Origin of the sequence: Candidatus Nitrosotalea bavarica (genome assembly GCF_900167955.1) — an archaeon.
Classification (GTDB): Archaea; Thermoproteota; Nitrososphaeria; order Nitrososphaerales; family Nitrosopumilaceae; genus Nitrosotalea; species Nitrosotalea bavarica.
In genome coordinates this window covers 274591-290499 of record NZ_FUYK01000007.1, presented here as the reverse complement: position 1 = coordinate 290499, position 15909 = coordinate 274591, and the positions used below count along the sequence as shown (strand labels likewise).

General features: G+C 36.1%; 14 protein-coding genes, 1 tRNA gene and 1 other RNA gene. 6 read left to right on the top strand and 10 right to left on the bottom strand.

The genetic code is table 11. The features are described 5' to 3' along the window. Window positions 1–6 precede the first annotated feature (6 nt). Complete coding sequence (locus C0Q33_RS04955) at window positions 7–342, bottom strand: Sjogren's syndrome/scleroderma autoantigen 1 family protein (protein WP_101477456.1); 336 nt, start codon at window positions 340–342, stop codon at window positions 7–9. Between the two features lie 83 nt (window positions 343–425). Between C0Q33_RS04955 and yciH the strand changes: the two genes are divergently transcribed. Together yciH and C0Q33_RS04945 are read left to right on the top strand one after the other, a co-directional pair. After that, window positions 426–734, top strand: a complete 309-nt coding sequence (gene yciH, locus C0Q33_RS04950) for a stress response translation initiation inhibitor YciH (RefSeq protein WP_101477455.1) — start codon at window positions 426–428, stop codon at window positions 732–734. 8 nt (window positions 735–742) lie between these two features. After that, on the top strand, window positions 743–1744 hold the full coding sequence (locus C0Q33_RS04945) for a CPBP family intramembrane glutamic endopeptidase (protein WP_245867324.1): 1002 nt from the start codon (window positions 743–745) through the stop codon (window positions 1742–1744). Between the two features lie 4 nt (window positions 1745–1748). Here the strand turns inward: C0Q33_RS04945 and cofC are convergent, their stop codons facing one another. Together cofC and cofD are read right to left on the bottom strand one after the other, a co-directional pair. Continuing rightward, window positions 1749–2387 (bottom strand): 2-phospho-L-lactate guanylyltransferase, encoded by a 639-nt coding sequence (gene cofC, locus C0Q33_RS04940; RefSeq protein WP_245867323.1) that lies wholly within the window; start codon window positions 2385–2387, stop codon window positions 1749–1751. Next, window positions 2380–3300 carry a 2-phospho-L-lactate transferase gene (gene cofD / locus C0Q33_RS04935; protein ID WP_101477454.1) on the bottom strand — a complete coding sequence of 307 codons (921 nt, stop codon included), beginning with the start codon at window positions 3298–3300 and terminating at the stop codon, window positions 2380–2382. The genes cofC and cofD overlap by 8 nt, the downstream gene beginning before the upstream one ends. A 127-nt stretch (window positions 3301–3427) precedes the next feature. On the opposite strand from cofD, the gene C0Q33_RS04930 reads away from it, so the two are divergent. Further along, a complete protein-coding gene (locus C0Q33_RS04930) occupies window positions 3428–4588 on the top strand; it encodes a hypothetical protein (protein ID WP_101477453.1) in 1161 nt (386 codons plus the stop codon). Between the two features lie 30 nt (window positions 4589–4618). Here the strand turns inward: C0Q33_RS04930 and rnpB are convergent. Then, window positions 4619–4894: RNase P RNA component (gene rnpB, locus C0Q33_RS04925), an RNA gene on the bottom strand. Between the two features lie 152 nt (window positions 4895–5046). On the opposite strand from rnpB, the gene C0Q33_RS04920 reads away from it, so the two are divergent. Beyond that, window positions 5047–7377: an amino acid permease gene (locus tag C0Q33_RS04920; protein ID WP_101477452.1), complete on the top strand. Its 2331-nt coding sequence runs from the start codon at window positions 5047–5049 to the stop codon at window positions 7375–7377. A 36-nt stretch (window positions 7378–7413) separates the two neighbouring features. Here the strand turns inward: C0Q33_RS04920 and C0Q33_RS04915 are convergent, their stop codons facing one another. The 4 genes from C0Q33_RS04915 to C0Q33_RS04900 form a co-directional block, all read right to left on the bottom strand. After that, complete coding sequence (locus C0Q33_RS04915) at window positions 7414–7908, bottom strand: DUF367 family protein (RefSeq protein WP_101477451.1); 495 nt, start codon at window positions 7906–7908, stop codon at window positions 7414–7416. Window positions 7909–7954: 46 nt separating this feature from the next. Continuing rightward, window positions 7955–11416, bottom strand: a complete 3462-nt coding sequence (locus C0Q33_RS04910) for a lamin tail domain-containing protein (protein WP_165776436.1) — start codon at window positions 11414–11416, stop codon at window positions 7955–7957. Between the two features lie 160 nt (window positions 11417–11576). After that, window positions 11577–11837, bottom strand: coding sequence for a hypothetical protein (locus C0Q33_RS04905; RefSeq protein WP_245867322.1), 261 nt, complete (start codon window positions 11835–11837; stop codon window positions 11577–11579). A 182-nt stretch (window positions 11838–12019) separates the two neighbouring features. After that, window positions 12020–12093: transfer RNA gene (locus C0Q33_RS04900), tRNA-Pro, on the bottom strand. Window positions 12094–12179: 86 nt separating this feature from the next. Here C0Q33_RS04900 and map point away from each other — a divergent pair. After that, the gene (map, locus tag C0Q33_RS04895; protein ID WP_101477449.1) at window positions 12180–13070 is read left to right on the top strand and encodes a type II methionyl aminopeptidase; all 891 of its coding nucleotides are present in this window, start codon (window positions 12180–12182) and stop codon (window positions 13068–13070) included. Here the strand turns inward: map and C0Q33_RS04890 are convergent. Next, complete coding sequence (locus tag C0Q33_RS04890; RefSeq protein ID WP_101477448.1) at window positions 13063–13248, bottom strand: hypothetical protein; 186 nt, start codon at window positions 13246–13248, stop codon at window positions 13063–13065. The two genes, map and C0Q33_RS04890, sit on opposite strands and share 8 nt — an antisense overlap. After that, window positions 13245–14366 (bottom strand): DUF1512 domain-containing protein, encoded by a 1122-nt coding sequence (locus tag C0Q33_RS04885; RefSeq protein ID WP_394336911.1) that lies wholly within the window; start codon window positions 14364–14366, stop codon window positions 13245–13247. Before C0Q33_RS04885 ends, C0Q33_RS04890 begins: the two co-directional genes overlap by 4 nt. A gap of 80 nt (window positions 14367–14446) precedes the next feature. On the opposite strand from C0Q33_RS04885, the gene C0Q33_RS04880 reads away from it, so the two are divergent. Then, window positions 14447–15895, top strand: a complete 1449-nt coding sequence (locus C0Q33_RS04880; RefSeq protein WP_101477447.1) for an FAD-binding oxidoreductase — start codon at window positions 14447–14449, stop codon at window positions 15893–15895. Window positions 15896–15909 lie beyond the last annotated feature (14 nt).

The following is a 15909-nucleotide window of genomic DNA, read 5'->3' as shown; positions in this document are numbered from 1 at the left end:
TTGTGCCTAGATCTTGGCTAGTTTCTCTTTAATTATAATTATTTCATTCATAGCATACAAGATCTGTTTTTGTTTCTCATAGTCCTTTTCCTTTTGAAGTGCTTCTGCCAGTTCCTTTATTTTTTGATCCAATGTATCAATTACACCATTTCCAGATTTTCCTTCTGTTTTGGGTATGGCTGTTTCATCTTGCTCTTTTTTTGCTTCTTTGCCACATGTTATGCATAATGCACTACCATCATTCATTATTCTAACACCCTTACAATATGGACAAGGGTCACTAACTAGTGTGGCTCCCTTTAGTAGCATTTCAACTGCTCTTTTTGTCAGTTCTTTTGACATGGCATATTGTTACTTTAACCAAATAAAAAACTTAGAGGAGGATAAACAAGGCTTAATAGTAAGATTTCGACTTTTTAATTCGAATGGCGGTAATCTGCAACACTTGTGGACTTCCTAATGATTTATGCGCCTGTGGTGAACTTGAAAAAGATCAAACCCAGATTGTTGTAAGAATTGAAGAGAGACGTTTCAAAAAGAAAGGAACCAAGATCGAAGGAATCAATCCAAAGATGAATGATTTAGGAAAAGTTGTAAAAGAATTAAAGGCTCGTTATGCTTGTGGTGGCACTGAAAAGGAAGGATACGTCTTTCTTCAAGGAGACCACAGAGATACAATAAAGGCAACGCTTGTTAAGCTTGGATTTCCTGAAGCTAGTATAGAAGTTCATTGATATCAAGTTTGGAAAAAATAGATAAGATCATAAAAATTCTTGCCGTTCCATATTCTGGATTTTTATCAATAATATTTGGAATAATGTTACTTTCATTTCCAATCGGTCTTTATGTGATGTTCAATTCAGAGATTGGAAAAGATATCAATTATCAATATCCCACCGACGGATTGAATTTGTTTTTTGCCGGAATAGGCTACAAGATTCCAATTTCTTTTGAGATTGGAGATGCATTCATCATAGCATGGGCAGCTTTTTTGATATTATTTTCAATCTCATATTTTGGGCCAGAAGAATCTCTATTGAAAACACTTTCAAATCTAATGTCAAGAGGCATGAGGAATATGAAAGATAATGCACTTGTAAATATGATGGCATGGTTTTCAATTTTGATTTTATTTTCAGTGATAATTGAAATGGTTCAGCAAAGCGTTGGAATCAAGATTGAATCACCCCAGTCTGATAACAATTTGATCCGTTTCTTTCAGTTAAGCACGTCTCCTTTGACTGAAGAGGTGGGCTTTAGAATCATACTCATAGGAATTCCACTATTTCTAATATATTCACATATTCCTTCATGGAAGATATTTTTCAAGTCTTTGTGGAGACCTTCAAAATATCTCTACATTGAGAATTACAAAAAACCAATGATACTGATTATTACAATAGGATTATTTTTTGGAGTATCTCATATAATTTCAGGCACCCCATGGAGTCCCGGAAAGATATCACAGGCAACTGTTGCAGGAATAATAATTGGCTGGGTTTATGTAAGATATGGTTTTGCCCCAGCAGTGTTGATTCACTGGGCCACAAACTACTTTTTATTTTCATATTTATTTTTTATTTCAAATCTAAGTCAGAGTCCAACAATAAGCGAATCATCAAATCCCTTCTCCAATACTTTAGAAGCTATAATCATCATAACGGGGATAATTGCCATAACAATCAAGATTCTGTCATACATGGAATCAAGAAAGAATATAGACAAAACAAGTATTATCAAGTGATAAATTAATCTAAGATTTTTCTAAGAGAGTTTGCTATTTTAGTATCAGAAAAGGATAGTATGAATCTAAGATCAGATTGATCATCGATATCAAGCATGATCCTTCGAATCAACACAAGTGCTGAACTTGCATTTCTTTTTTCAGCAGTATTCAGATGTATTTTGTAGCTGTCTTCATCATAATGCGTTTCCATCACATTTGTAGGAGTTCTAAAGAGTGCGTTGGTTCCATCAAATTTTCGCGATGGTACAACTAAGACACATCGGTCAGACGTTCTCATCTGATACAATGTTTCTACATCTTCTGGCTGTATCAGTGGGATATCTTGTGGAAAGACCATTGTTGCCTCAAATCCTTCTTGTGAAAAATAGGAATCTGCAAGCAAAACAGCACTGTTGACTCCCTGTTCAGATTCGTCATAGATTCCAAGTGCTCCAAACTTTTTTCCAATACCTAGTGCCTTTTCATCTTTACTTACTAGAACTGTTTTTTCAATAAGGTTGGAATGTGTTACATTTTGTAAGACTGATTCTAACATTTCCTCACAGATTTTCTCAGTCTTTTCTTGAGATAAATTAAGACGCGTTTTAGCCCTTGAGAAAGTTTTCACTGGAATTATTGCGCCAATACGCAAATCAGACATGAACTTGTTTTAGAATAAAAGATGCTAAAGCTTCTTCGTCTTTCTTGTCTTTCATTCTTATCTTAGTTTCGTAAACTTTCATATCCAAGTTTTCTATTTTTCTAGTTAGAAGTCTGTCAGCAGTATCAATGACCATGTGCGATGCAACTTCAGAATACATTTTTGCAAGACCATAAACCGAAACTTCCATACCTGCAGCTTCCATATACTTTGTAGCAGGTCCACTAATTGCAGTATTTCCTATAAGAGGACTAACAACCACTACCTTTTTCTTTGATTTTGATAATTCTTTTCTAATTCCTTTAATTGATAAGATTGGTCCAATGCTAGTTAGAGGATTACCTGGTGCGATTATCACTAATTTAGAATCATGAATGGCATTTACCGCAGCAGGGTTTGCGCGTGCCTTGTCTGCACCAATATACTTTATTCCCTCTACTTTATCTTGGCCTTTGTATTTTACCCAATATTCTTGAAGATGCAAGTCTCCCTTGTTGGTTACAATTCTTGTTTCTACACTATTATCAGTAACTGGAATAATTTTTACGTCAATTGCAAATTTTCGGCACATCCATTCTGTAATATCAGACAAGTTCTTTCCATTCTTTAGCATATTAGTTCTCAGGAGATGAATTGCTGCATCTCTATCACCGATGTTAAACCAAGTCTCTTCTCCTAAAACTTCCATTTGTCGTAAAAATCCATATGTGTCCTTCTTAATCCCCCAGCCTTTGTCAGTATCCAAAATATCTGCTAATCCATAGAGAATGGTATCAATATCTGGACAGATGTAAAGACCATACAACCAATAATTGTCACCAACATTAGATATTACAGATATATCTCGAGTTTGAGTTGCTATACCACGTACAAGTTTAACAGAACCTGTTCCACCTGCAAGAATTGTAATCATTATCTATTTTCCCTGTAAGTAATTGGAATAGACCAACTAAATATTACTCTTACCACTACATCAAAGAAAAATTTTCAACTGAAAAATAATGCTAAAGTTTATTACTATCCGACAGAGAGTTCACACCGTGACTAAGAGATTTCTTTTAGCATCAGCAGTTTTAGGTTTACTAGTTTTTGGAACTGTTGCACCAATTTGGGCAACAGTTGACTTTAATGCCTATCTACCAATCGAAGGAACTCCAATTACACCAGAATTCAAATTTACAAAGAACGTTGCAATTGACTATTCAAATGGCGGGAAACTAAAGGATGCCCTTATGGGTAAAAATATGACAATATCATTTTCTGACAATTCGGATAACAACACAAGTATCAAATCGTTTATGGATGCGATAAATACAGAGTTTGCAACAGATAGAAAGTCTACTGCAATAATCACCAATTTGAAAGTAGAATATCAAGTACAGGTCAACGGTGATGACAAGGGTGCAACATTTGATTACTTGATCAGATTAATTCCTACAGTTACCGCATACACCTTAAACAAGGGAGGCGGGGATGTTCCCACAGTATTAGACATATCATGGATGGGATTTGCCATAAAGAATCCAGTAGTTATAACCACCCAACAATATGGTAACTTGGATATTAATTCTCCAATAGGTGTAATACAGAGTCAATTACCAGACGTATACAACATATTGAAAGGATCTGCTGCAGAAGGTCCTTTGAGTATTAATTTGATAGATGCAAGTCCACTTGTCGGATATACAATTGACAAATGGAATACTCTTTTTGATCCAGCATACACTCTAAGTGAGACAGCCGGATATGGATATGCAGGGCAAAAAGTTGCAGTGACAGGATTTGCTTATGGACAAAGCGATTTATACCAAGGATCATTAAAAACCCAAGATACGGATGTTGATTTTACAGTAGATTCAAAATATCATTTAACCGTGATTGAAAGAGCAAGTTCAGGTACAATAGATGTAGCAGGACATGCAAATGGATACATGGTACAAGACACTCCGGCAATTTCTACACTGACTCAAGTATCCACAGGTTCATCCGTTCAAACAGCCCAAGGCCTATCAACTACTACAATATATGCAATGGCAGGATTTGCAGTAATAATTGCAATAGGAGTTTTCTGGTTTAGTAATCAAAAAATGAAAGCCGCTATGAAGAGAGGTGTAGACACTAGTCCGCCTCCAACATTCCAGTATGAAGAAAGAAAGCACTGGGTGGACAAGTTTGATGAAGAAAAGAAAAAGAAAGAGTAATTTTTAAAAAATTTCCTTTTAAAAAAAAGTGCGTGCCAGCCGTAACCCTCCTTCTGTTTTAACGATATTTCGCTATGCGGCCTACCTAAACAAAGTGCAGCGCTTATTGTTTGATTTGGCCTTTCTCCGCGCGGGACAGATTTTTCATTCCTTGCTGGAAACCTCAGGCTTTACCATCATAGTACTCCAGGTTAGATTTTTTTCTGTGCTGTTGCCAATCATCTCTGACTATCCGTCTCCGGATCGCACTTGCTGCATGGAGGGAGGAGTTTCCTCTGCCGTGGCAGTGATCGTTCACCGGCTCGCACCTGATACCAAGTATCCAATTTGCTATTTTAGTATTAGTATGAAAGAATTTGGAATCATAAGGCATGTCTCACATTTAGTAAATTTGTGTGCCTGTTATAGATAACGAGTAGAGATTTATTCATCCATCTAGACCTCACCGATATATTCACATGACACATGACTCTCATGCCGGACTTGTTCGCAGTCTCTCATTATTAGACATAACAATGATTGGGATTGCCGCCATGATTGGTGGTTCTATCTTTAATCTAGTAGGTCCTGCAATGTTTGAGGGAGGACCTGCACTTCTAATTGTATTTTTAGCTAGTGGAATAATCAGTTTCTTTACCGCATTAACATATGCAGAGTTAGGTTCTGCATTTCCAGAAGCAGGTGGCGGTTACAGATGGGTAAAAGAAGGCCTTCCAAGACCAAATGCGTTCATCAGTGGATGGATAGCATGGTTTGCTCACATGATAGCAGGTAGTTTGTATGCGGTCTCAATTGGAGATTTTGTTGGTAGTCTACTAACAGGTATTGGAATGTCATCACAATATGGTGGAATCCCACTAGACAAAATCATTGCAGTGGTATCTATAATATTATTCACATATGTAAATTACAGAGGTGTTTCACTGACTGGAAAAATTGGAAACGGACTTACATTTATGCAAATCATAATTATCATAATTCTCATAGCATCCGGAATCTATGCAATGAGTTTTGTTAATCATGGCTGGGCAGTAAACTTTCAGCATTTTATCCCAAAAGGTATAACGGGCTTCATCTTGGCAATGGGAATAACATTTATCGCTTTTGAAGGATATGAAATAATTGTCCAAGCTGGTGAAGAAGTAAAAAACCCAAGGAAAAATATACCAAGAGCGATTTTTATCACATTGGGAACTGTAACTGTACTTTACGTGGTTTTTACTTTTGTCTTTCTAGGAGGTCTTGATTCTTCAAAGATTGGTAAGGAGGTATGGCAATACATTGGTGACAATCAGGATGTTGGAATTGCAAAGGCAGCGCAGTATCTAATCCCATATGGAACAATTCTGGTATTTGTGGGAGGTATTGTTTCAAGCATAGCTGCTCTTAGTGCCACTACATTTTCTTCAAGTCGTGTATCTTTTGCAATGGGTAGACAATACAATCTTCCATACATTTTCAGTTCCATCCATCCCAAATATCATACACCTCATTTTGCAGTAATTGCTTCAGGGTTTATCATGTTGATCATGGCATCATGGCTCCCATTAGAGCAGATTGCACTTGTGGCAGGAGTCATGTTCCTTTTTCTTTTCACACAGGTAAACTGGGCTGGAATCAACATTCGAAGATTATATGGTAACAAACTTGATTATGGATTTAAAATTCCGCTATTTCCGCTCATGCCAATCATAGGAATAATATGCAAAGCAGGATTGGCAATATTTCTGTTAGTTTACAATCCATTAAGCTGGGTAATTGCAATCATTTGGATATTAATTGGATTTTCAATTTACAAGTTGCACATATCCAAAAAAGAAATAGAACATTATGCACCTTTGGTTGCAAACATAGGTCCAGCAGAAAGAAAGAATTATCGTATAATGGTAGTTTTCAACAAAAAGACAATTGAAAAGCTAGTCAAGATTGCATCCACCATTGCCAAAGACAAAGATGGAGAGATTTCACTTTTAAATGTGGCAACAATACCTCTCCAAATCCCTCTTTCAATGGGTCACAGATTTGCAGAACCAATCACAAAGTCGTTTGATGAGTTAAAAAAAATTCCAGGCTTCTCAGATTATAGGTACCTAGTAAGACTATCGCATGACAACACAGAGGCAATTCTTGCAACTGCTGAAGAACAGGGAATAAATCTGCTCATCATGGATTTCTTTGATCTTAGAAATAATAGAAAACTGCTTTCTCTTACTACTTGTGACATTCTTGGAGTAAGCATTAAGAAAGAATTTGAAACTGAATTGTCTAAGGTAGTGGTGTCGTATGACAAGGGAAGACATTCAGATTTAGGAATTGAGATTGCACATGCGTTTTCCAATATCATAGGAAGTAAGATACGAATCATACGAGGTGTTGTGGAATCTCCAGAAGAAGAAAGAGATATCCTAAGCAGAATTAATGAAAAAATGTTTGATCTTGATCTTAGAAAAGTACCAGTGGAACGAGTTTATCCCACAAGCTCTGAAGTTATCAAAGATTTACTTGAGAATCTAAACAAGGAACCAGAGATTGTAATAGTAGGAGCTGGAAATCAATCAGATCAGGCATTCAGTCCAAGAACAATGGAGATTGTGGAAAAATCTCGATATAGTGTATTTGTTGTAAGAGATTCCAGATTTTCAAACATCAAAGCAAGATATTTCTGGCAGATGATAGCACCCAGATTAAAAGAAAATAGAATAATTTATAACATTTATCGCAGATTTCTTAAATTACAGCCCAGAAAGAAGGCTCCTTCGGATGAGGAATATTTTTCACCAAAAATATAATTTTTCTAAATCATGTGTAGAAGTTTTGAAAAGCCGTTATGGTTCCAAGCCATATTCCTTTGATATTTTTATGACATCATCCATAGTTTGAGCATTAGAATAATCTTCTAACAAGTATTGGTTAAGATCAAAAAATGTATGTCCCCACTTGAATTTATTAATTATAGAATTAGCAAGTTCATCAAAGTCCAGGATATAAAGAACACCGGCAATTGCTTCGGCAGTTGTAAGTTTTCCTATTTTAGAATAATTAACAGGGTTACCTGCAAGAAGAGGAGGAAGTTTTCGTGATAGACCTTCAAATTTTTTGAGAAACATATTTTGTGCCAATTCCCATGAGCAATCAATTGCAGTAATTGACTTGGTCAAATCTCGATCAGATCTTAGAACAAATTCTTTTGCAAAGGGATTAAGAATCATGTCTTTTCCAGATAGATGTTTTATGCGCTTGGCAATGCCAAATTTTACAAGTTTTGCAGCAGTACATTTTGCAGGATCATCTTGCTCAAACATGAGAACTTGGATTTGCATCTTGTTTTAGTGTTTTAATCAGGAATAAATTTCTTGAGATTGAGAATTACTTTCCAACATATGTTACTTGATAATAGAATCTAGTAACTTGATCTTTTTTGATTACATCTACAGTCCATTGTCCATCAGGCATCACATCATTTGCGATTGCAGGCATGATACTAAATTGTTGCAGTCTAAGCCCAGTTCCAGAATAGCCAACAAGGAAATCTTTGCCATCAATCATCACAACTCTATATGACAGGCTAGGCTGGACGGTGGATTGTGAAACAATGCAGTTTGAATCTTGACCTATAACGCAAGTTCCATTTTGTGAACTCACTTTGATACTAACATCATTTTCATTACCAGGATTTACTCTAAGCAAACCGTCAAGTTGTCTGGGATAATAGGTCATGCCGGCAACAGATTTCTCACCTAGTGTTATAGGGATGACAGAGTCAGGGATTTGGTTGGTTTTTGAGATAAACATGTTAGTTGATTGGGATGGTTTTTCAACTGGGCCAATAGTTGAAGGGATGGTTGTTGGTATAGAAGTAATTGAAGTCACATTAGTTGGAGTGGTTTGTGTTTGGTTTGTTACAATTGGGACTAGGATTTTACTTGGTAGTTGGTTTACTACATTAAAGTATGCATTAAAGGCTCCAAATGGAACTTGAGCTACTATAGTATAGTTACCAAGTTTTGCATTGCTTGGAATTTTATAATCATAACTAAAGGAACCGTATTGATCAAATGGAACTGTGGTTGATGGTATCGTAATTCCTGTCAGTGACGTTACTTGCCCCTCACTGATAGTAGTGTCATTTGTCATACCAATTGCAAGGTCTACATTTTGGATAGAGACGATGCTGCTAGTTCGTCCAGTTATCAAGACAGTCTGACCTGGAAGATACTTGTCAGAATCTGTAATCATGATAACTCGTAGACCGCCAGAACTTGTGGAAAATGGGTCTGATACATTAAACGAGGTTGTGACTTGATTTCCAAGATATTGTGCATAAAGATTGTAGGTTCCATTTGTCCAAATACCCGGATGGAATGGAATTGTAATATAATACTGACCTCCCTGGTTGACAGTTGCAGTGCCTTGATATGCCTGCTGTCCATTTTGATATACCGTGACAGCAACTATCGAGTTTGCCACAGCAGTTGCAGCATTTTGAGGTGGGATTACCTGACCCCAGATACTTGCCACATCAGTTGAGAGATAATTTGTTTTATCAGTAACTACTGTAAGAGGCGATAAACTTTGATTGGGTTGAGGGTTATTAGAGACTTGGAAAAATAATCCAGTACTTGCATGCGCTGAGCTAATTGTTATTCGATATATTCCATAAACAGTACGTGTGAGGTCTACAACAGATGAGGCAGATCTATCAGTAGTAATAACAGCACTACCAGAAGTATCAGTTTGTGGTACAATCCAATTCCACGAAAATAGTCCATTAGTTACCTGTAATGGAAATGTGATTATATTGCCAGATGGTTTTACCAATGTCAGCGTATAAGAATCAGTACCAACAGAAGAAGCAATTTGTCCATTCAATTGAACGGTATTGCCTATACCGTAAACGTTCTTGTCAGTACTTACAGAAATTGGATTTGATGCACTACCATTAAGAGGATTTGAAACTGAAAAAGAGGTAGATGTTTGCAGACTAGCACCAAAATGAGCTACAAGAGTATATGTGCCTACACTGAAAATATTTGGTATAACATTTTGTTTTAGAGAATAATATCCATTCACATCAGGAAGTGCAGAGAAGGCCAATGCTGTTGATTGTTGACTGCTTGAAGAGCCACTAAGAAAACTAGTTTGTGAATATACCTGACCTCCAGTAGAATTGAAAAGCGATATCATAACTTGTGCTGCACCAGTGCTGGATATCAGATCAGGTCTGACTTGACCTGAAATAAGAATAGAATCCCCATATACGTATGATGACTTGTCAGTAGACATTGAAAATGGTCCGTTATTAACAGCAACATAAGTGGAGGGATTTGCCGAGACTACAAAAGTAGTATAAGCTGTTCCAAATGGCGATGTTACCGTTACACCATAATTTCCAATTCTATCAGATATAGCAGGTATAGTAAATTGATATGTAAATGAGTTATCAGATTGAACATTTACAAAAGATGTAACATGAAATGATACTGGTACTGATCTAGATTCATTTGTGTATGAAACTTGGATTATGTCAACTGTTGGAGATAGTCCAGAATTTTGTAATCCGTGTAGTTGAGTACTGCCTGTAATTGTTACTGTATCACCAGGAGCATACACCTTTTTGTCAGTAGTTACTAGAATTGGCTGACTTTGTATTTGCGCTTGAGATAATACAAAAGTAGTAAAAGCTGAAGTACCACCATAAGTTGCGGCTACTCGATATATTCCATAAATCGGATTTACTCCGTTGATTAGCAATCCAGAACTGCCCGCACTGCTTTGATATGCATTTACAGTAGTTAATTTTCCTTGAGAATCAGGAAAGATGGTTCCCTGATAAACTACTACATTAGTCGGATCATATACCTTGAATTGTACTGGAGTAAGTGGTATTACTGTTGAAACAGTTCCTGTAAGTATGATAGGTTCTGAAACTGTATAATTAGAACGGTCTGTAGATATGACCATCGTAGTAGGTGCAATCTGTGCAGGAGGAACAAAAGCAGCAGAACCTAGTGAAAAAGTAGATGATGTTTGAATACCTCCGTACGATGCAGAAATTGTGTAAATTCCTTCAGTAAATCCCAAGACTTGATCAGTTTTCATATATGTTGAGAACTTGAAATCAGTTCCAGGATATAGTGAAAATGTTTGTTTGAATCCATTTGGTCCCGAGACAACTAGATTAACAGTCGTAGGAATTGAAGTTACTGCTATGTTTGGTACAATTTGTGAAACTTGACCGTCAATGTTTACTATATCACCAAAAATGTAATTCTGTTTGTCGGTTGAAACAGACATTGTAAGCTGGCTAGTGACAGAAGTTGTTGGAGGTGAACCATTTGAAGATCCAGGTGTTCCACTCTTGTATACCCAGTCACTTTGGGAACCAGTGTTATAACCATCATAGGTTCTCTGCCAAGTATTACCATCTCCTTGCGTGTCTGTAAGTGGCGGTGTTTGATCAATAATGGTTCCATCTGATCCTGTTAGTTGTATTACAGCACCTGCCTGTGGAAGCCAAAGCGGTACATAATGATATACAATGAATTGCTGAGGTTGTATTGTAGTTCCTAATGATATTGCATATGCTTGTTTTAATCCACTAGTTGCCCCAATTGACCAACCTCCTATAGTAACAGGAGAACTGGTGGGATTATACAGTTCCACCCACTGTACTGGCAATTTAGTATAATCACCTACAGGATTGAGTTCAACTTCATTTATGACAACATGGTTTGCTATCTGAGTCGTTTGTCCACTGGCTGCATAACTTTGTCCAATAACAAGTAAGACTAGAATTCCTGCAATAAGGTACGGGTTTGAATATTTCATCTGTAATACCATTTCAAGGCTATGTTTGGAATTTTAGGTGTTGATTGTGGAAAAGTTGAGCTAGTTGTTAATGCCCAATATGCCCCAGTCCGCATAATCAAAAGATTCTTTTCAAGCATTATAAGTCGTACGTATAATTCGTACCAAATTAGTTACAATACTATGTTTTTTCTTGCTTGTCTGAATCACATTTAGGACATTTATTTTCAGTGATTTTTGCTCCACAGACGGCGCAAATACCCTGACCAACATCTCTTAGAATCTGTCTCTTTTTTCTTCCAACAAATACTTTCATTGCAAAATATAGTAAAATTGCAATCAGTATTGCATAAATTAGATTCATGCCAGGTAATGCCATCACTCCTATCATAATACACAAAATTCCTACAATCAGGAGAATTTCGCGTTTTTCAAATTTCAATTTAATCTAGGGCTAGAACATTTCAATAAATAGATATGCCAGAACTCAGAGTCACTGAATTGGCATTCATCTTGTGTCATGTCTCTAACTCTTCTTCATCGCCTGGCTATCATAATCAGTCAAGGTCCGATAATAACTAGTTGCATTTTATTCAAATCTCAAACATGCCTAAAACATAAAAGTGGGATCGGCCGGATTTGAACCGACGACCTCAGGTACCCAAAACCCGAATCATACCAAGCTAGACCACGATCCCGATGTGATTGCACAAAAATGTCCCCAATTTAATCTTCTCATATCATATGATGATTTTAAATAATAAACCAAATTAAGGCATAATTGTTGCAATTACAGGATTACATCAATGCTGGAAAAATAGCATCAGAGGTAAGAGAGAATGCAAGAAGAAAGAACCATGTAGGTTCTACTCTTGAAGAAATATGCAATTTTATCGAAAAAGAAATTGAGAGTAAAGGTGGAAGATGTGCATTTCCAGTCAATGTCAGTTTAAATGAAATTGCAGCTCATTATACTGCTGAACCTAATGATACCATTACAGTCAAAGACACTGATCTTTTAAAAATTGATTTAGGTGTCCAAATAAATGGGCACATTGCAGATACTGCAGTTACTGTGTGTTATGAACCAAAATATGATTTTCTAGTACAAGCCGCAGAGTCTGCTCTTAGAGAAGCTATGGCAATCATTCGAGTAGGTACAAAATCAAGTGATGTTGGAAAGACAATAGAGAACACAGTAAAACAGATGGGTGGAATTCCAATAGCAAACCTCAGTGGTCATTCTCTTGAACAATATACAATTCATGCAGGTAAATCTGTTCCAAACATATGGTCAATAGGTTCATTCTCATTTCAATCCACAGAGGCATATGCATGTGAGCCATTTGTCACTACTCCAGAAGGTTCAGGTTTTGTTCGAGAAGGTAAAATTAGAAATATTTTCTCATTGATTACAAGAAAAAGAACAAAGGATGAAGAGGTAAACAAACTAATCGATGCCATCTGGCAAAAATTCAACATGTTACCATTTGCATTAAGATGGCTCATACCAGAGTATAATGAAAAGACTGCAAGAGATCTAATCGAAAGATCAATTAAAAACAAAGTTGTTCGTTCGTACCCAATACTTGTGGAGGCAAATGAACAAAGAGTTGCCCAAGCAGAGCACACATTTATTCCAAAAGAGAATGGTGTTACTGTAACCACTATTTGATAAGTTCGCCAAAAATTTTCGATATTATTATTTGGCCACTACCACATGAAGTGCATTTTTCCATGGTTTTAAAGATAAAGTCACCTTCTTTGAATTGTCGCTTGTTAGTTTTATTGCAACTAGTACATTGCTCAATTGAATACGGGTCAAGTACTTCCTTCTTTTTTCTAAAGATCATTGTGCAACTCCAATGGTATTTCCAACCCCAATAACTAGAGCACATTGGTCTTTTGATGTATTAGCCCGGATAATATCATAAATTTGAGATGAGACTATATCCGAAGAGTCAGCAATTTCCTTTTTCATCAGAGTAATTGCTTCTTTAATTGATTGTTTTATCACAATTGCATATATCGGAATATTGTGCTTTGTTGCAACCTCTTCTATTTGGAATCTTTCAGTACCAATTCCTCCAATTGCTGCTCCAAATCCTTGTGCAATAGAGCCAGTATCTTCACCTTCGAGCTTTAGTGCTGCATCAACCATCACGATTATGTCAGGTTTCTTTTCAGCAAGAATTTTCTCAAGTGCATCAGCAGGCCTTCCAACTGTTGCAGCAGGTCCTTCAGCTTTCATGAAACAGAGTTTTCTTCCTTCAAAGTCTTTTTCACTCCATACCGTCTCAAGTGCAATTGATTTTTTTTCTGTATCAAGCATCATTTTTCCAACAATCATAGGACCTATTCCATCTCCAATTGGTTGTCCTTGTTTGAATGCAGACACTGCAATCTTGAGTGCTTCTGCTTCTTCCATGATAAAAGGCATCATCATCTGTAAAGGTAAAATTAATGGAAAGTTATTTTGCTTCTTTGCAGTTAGGAAAAAGTGTCTTACCATTTTGTATAACAATTGCAATGTAGCTACTGCTTCCAAAATGTTAGTAATCTTACTTATTTCCAGATGACTGATATTTTGGGACAGACTTTTGACTTGGTCTCTAGTGGAATCTTCTCTTGTTCTCATAATATGTCTAATTTTTGGAACAATTCCGTTAGGATCCATATCTGACGGCATTATTGTAAAGTATTCAAAAAATCTATCAAGTTTTAACGTAGGATCTTCAGAAGGTTTTAGAGTGTTTTTTATATAATCAATTAGTTCTTTTCTAGTATCGTCTCGATAAGATTTCAATTTTTCAAGCCCCCTGTTAATGTCAGAGGAAGTTATGTAAAGCTGAATTCTTTGCCCATACAACATAAAAATAAAGATAGGCACAATCCAAACCATCCACATTAGCGGGTTAGAATTATCACTAGAGCTGAAAAGCTTGTCCAGACTTGTTGCATTAAAATCCAATAACAAAAAGAACTTTTTTTGCCAAATTAAGTCTTTCAAAAAATTAAATCATTTTAAACATATGTTACTCACGTACTGTCATGAATACAAATGAAATAGGAGTTAGATTATCTAAAATAGTAAAATGTACTGTTTTATGGGATAATTACACTCGAAATTTTTATTCAGTCGATTCAAGTTCATACATCTCAAGGCCATCAGTTGTAGTTATCCCTCGTAATGAATCAGACATAATCAAAATTATACGATTTGCAAAAAGATACCAAATTTCAGTAACTCCTCGAGGAGCAGGAACAGGACTTGTTGGCAGTGCTTTAGGAAAGGGGATTATAATAGACATGAAAAATCTTGATGAGATAAAACTTGGTAATAATTATGTCAAAGTGGGCACAGGAGTTTTCAAGGGACGTCTTGATAAAATATTGAAAAAACATGGTAGGTTCATAGGTCCAAATCCTTCCATAGGTCCATTCTGTACTATTGGAGGAATGATTGGAACTAATGCCAGTGGGACTCACTCTTTGAAATACGGTAGCATTATAGACAATCTAATTGAAATTAGAATGATAAATTCTTCTGGCAAGATAATAAAATTGCCTAATAAAACGGATTTAAAAAAAATTATCGGCATCATACCACCCAAGATTTCAGAATCATTTCCAAAAGTGTCCAAGAATTCATGTGGATATAGAATTGACAAGATTCACTCAAAAAAAGACACGCATAAAATTATTGCAGGCTCGGAAGGAACTCTTGGCATAGTAACATCTGCAAAAATTAGAACGTATGCATACCCAAAGAAGATTTTGTTACTTGTCATACATTACAAAACATTGTTAGAAGCAGTAAAAGACGTTCCAAGAATCATATCATTAAAGCCATCAGCTGTTGAACTTGTAGACAATAACATTGTAAAGCACATCAAAATAAAAATACCTTCACAGGTAGGTTGTCTGCTTTTTGTAGAATTTGATGACAAGATTGAACACAATAAGAATTACATTCAAAAAATCATTTCAGGTGAAATAATCAGAACTGAATCAAACACAAATAAAATCAAAGAGTTATGGAGTTTTAGAAATTCTGCTCTTGCATTTAGTCTTAAAAGTATTACAAAGAACGAGACGATGCCTACTCTCATAGAGGATGCAGTAGTACCAGTAAAAAGACTTCCATTACTGCTAAAAATACTAGACATTATTACCAAAAAGTATGACCTAAAAATGATCATTTACGGACATGCTGGAAACGGCAATCTACACATAAGACCCATCCTAAAGAGAAAAGATAAGCATCTCATCAAGAATATCGCCTCCGAGTTCTTTTCCAGCGTAGTAGAAATTGGTGGAAGCATAACAGGAGAACATGGGGATGGGCTTGCAAGATCAGAGTTTGTAAAATTGCAATATAATAATGAAGTATATACTATTTTTAAAAAGATAAAAAAACAGTTCGATCCTCAAAATATTCTAAATCCTGGAAAAATTATATCAAATCAAAGCACTGTGGCAAAAAACCTAAAGTTCTAATTTTTTCAAATCAA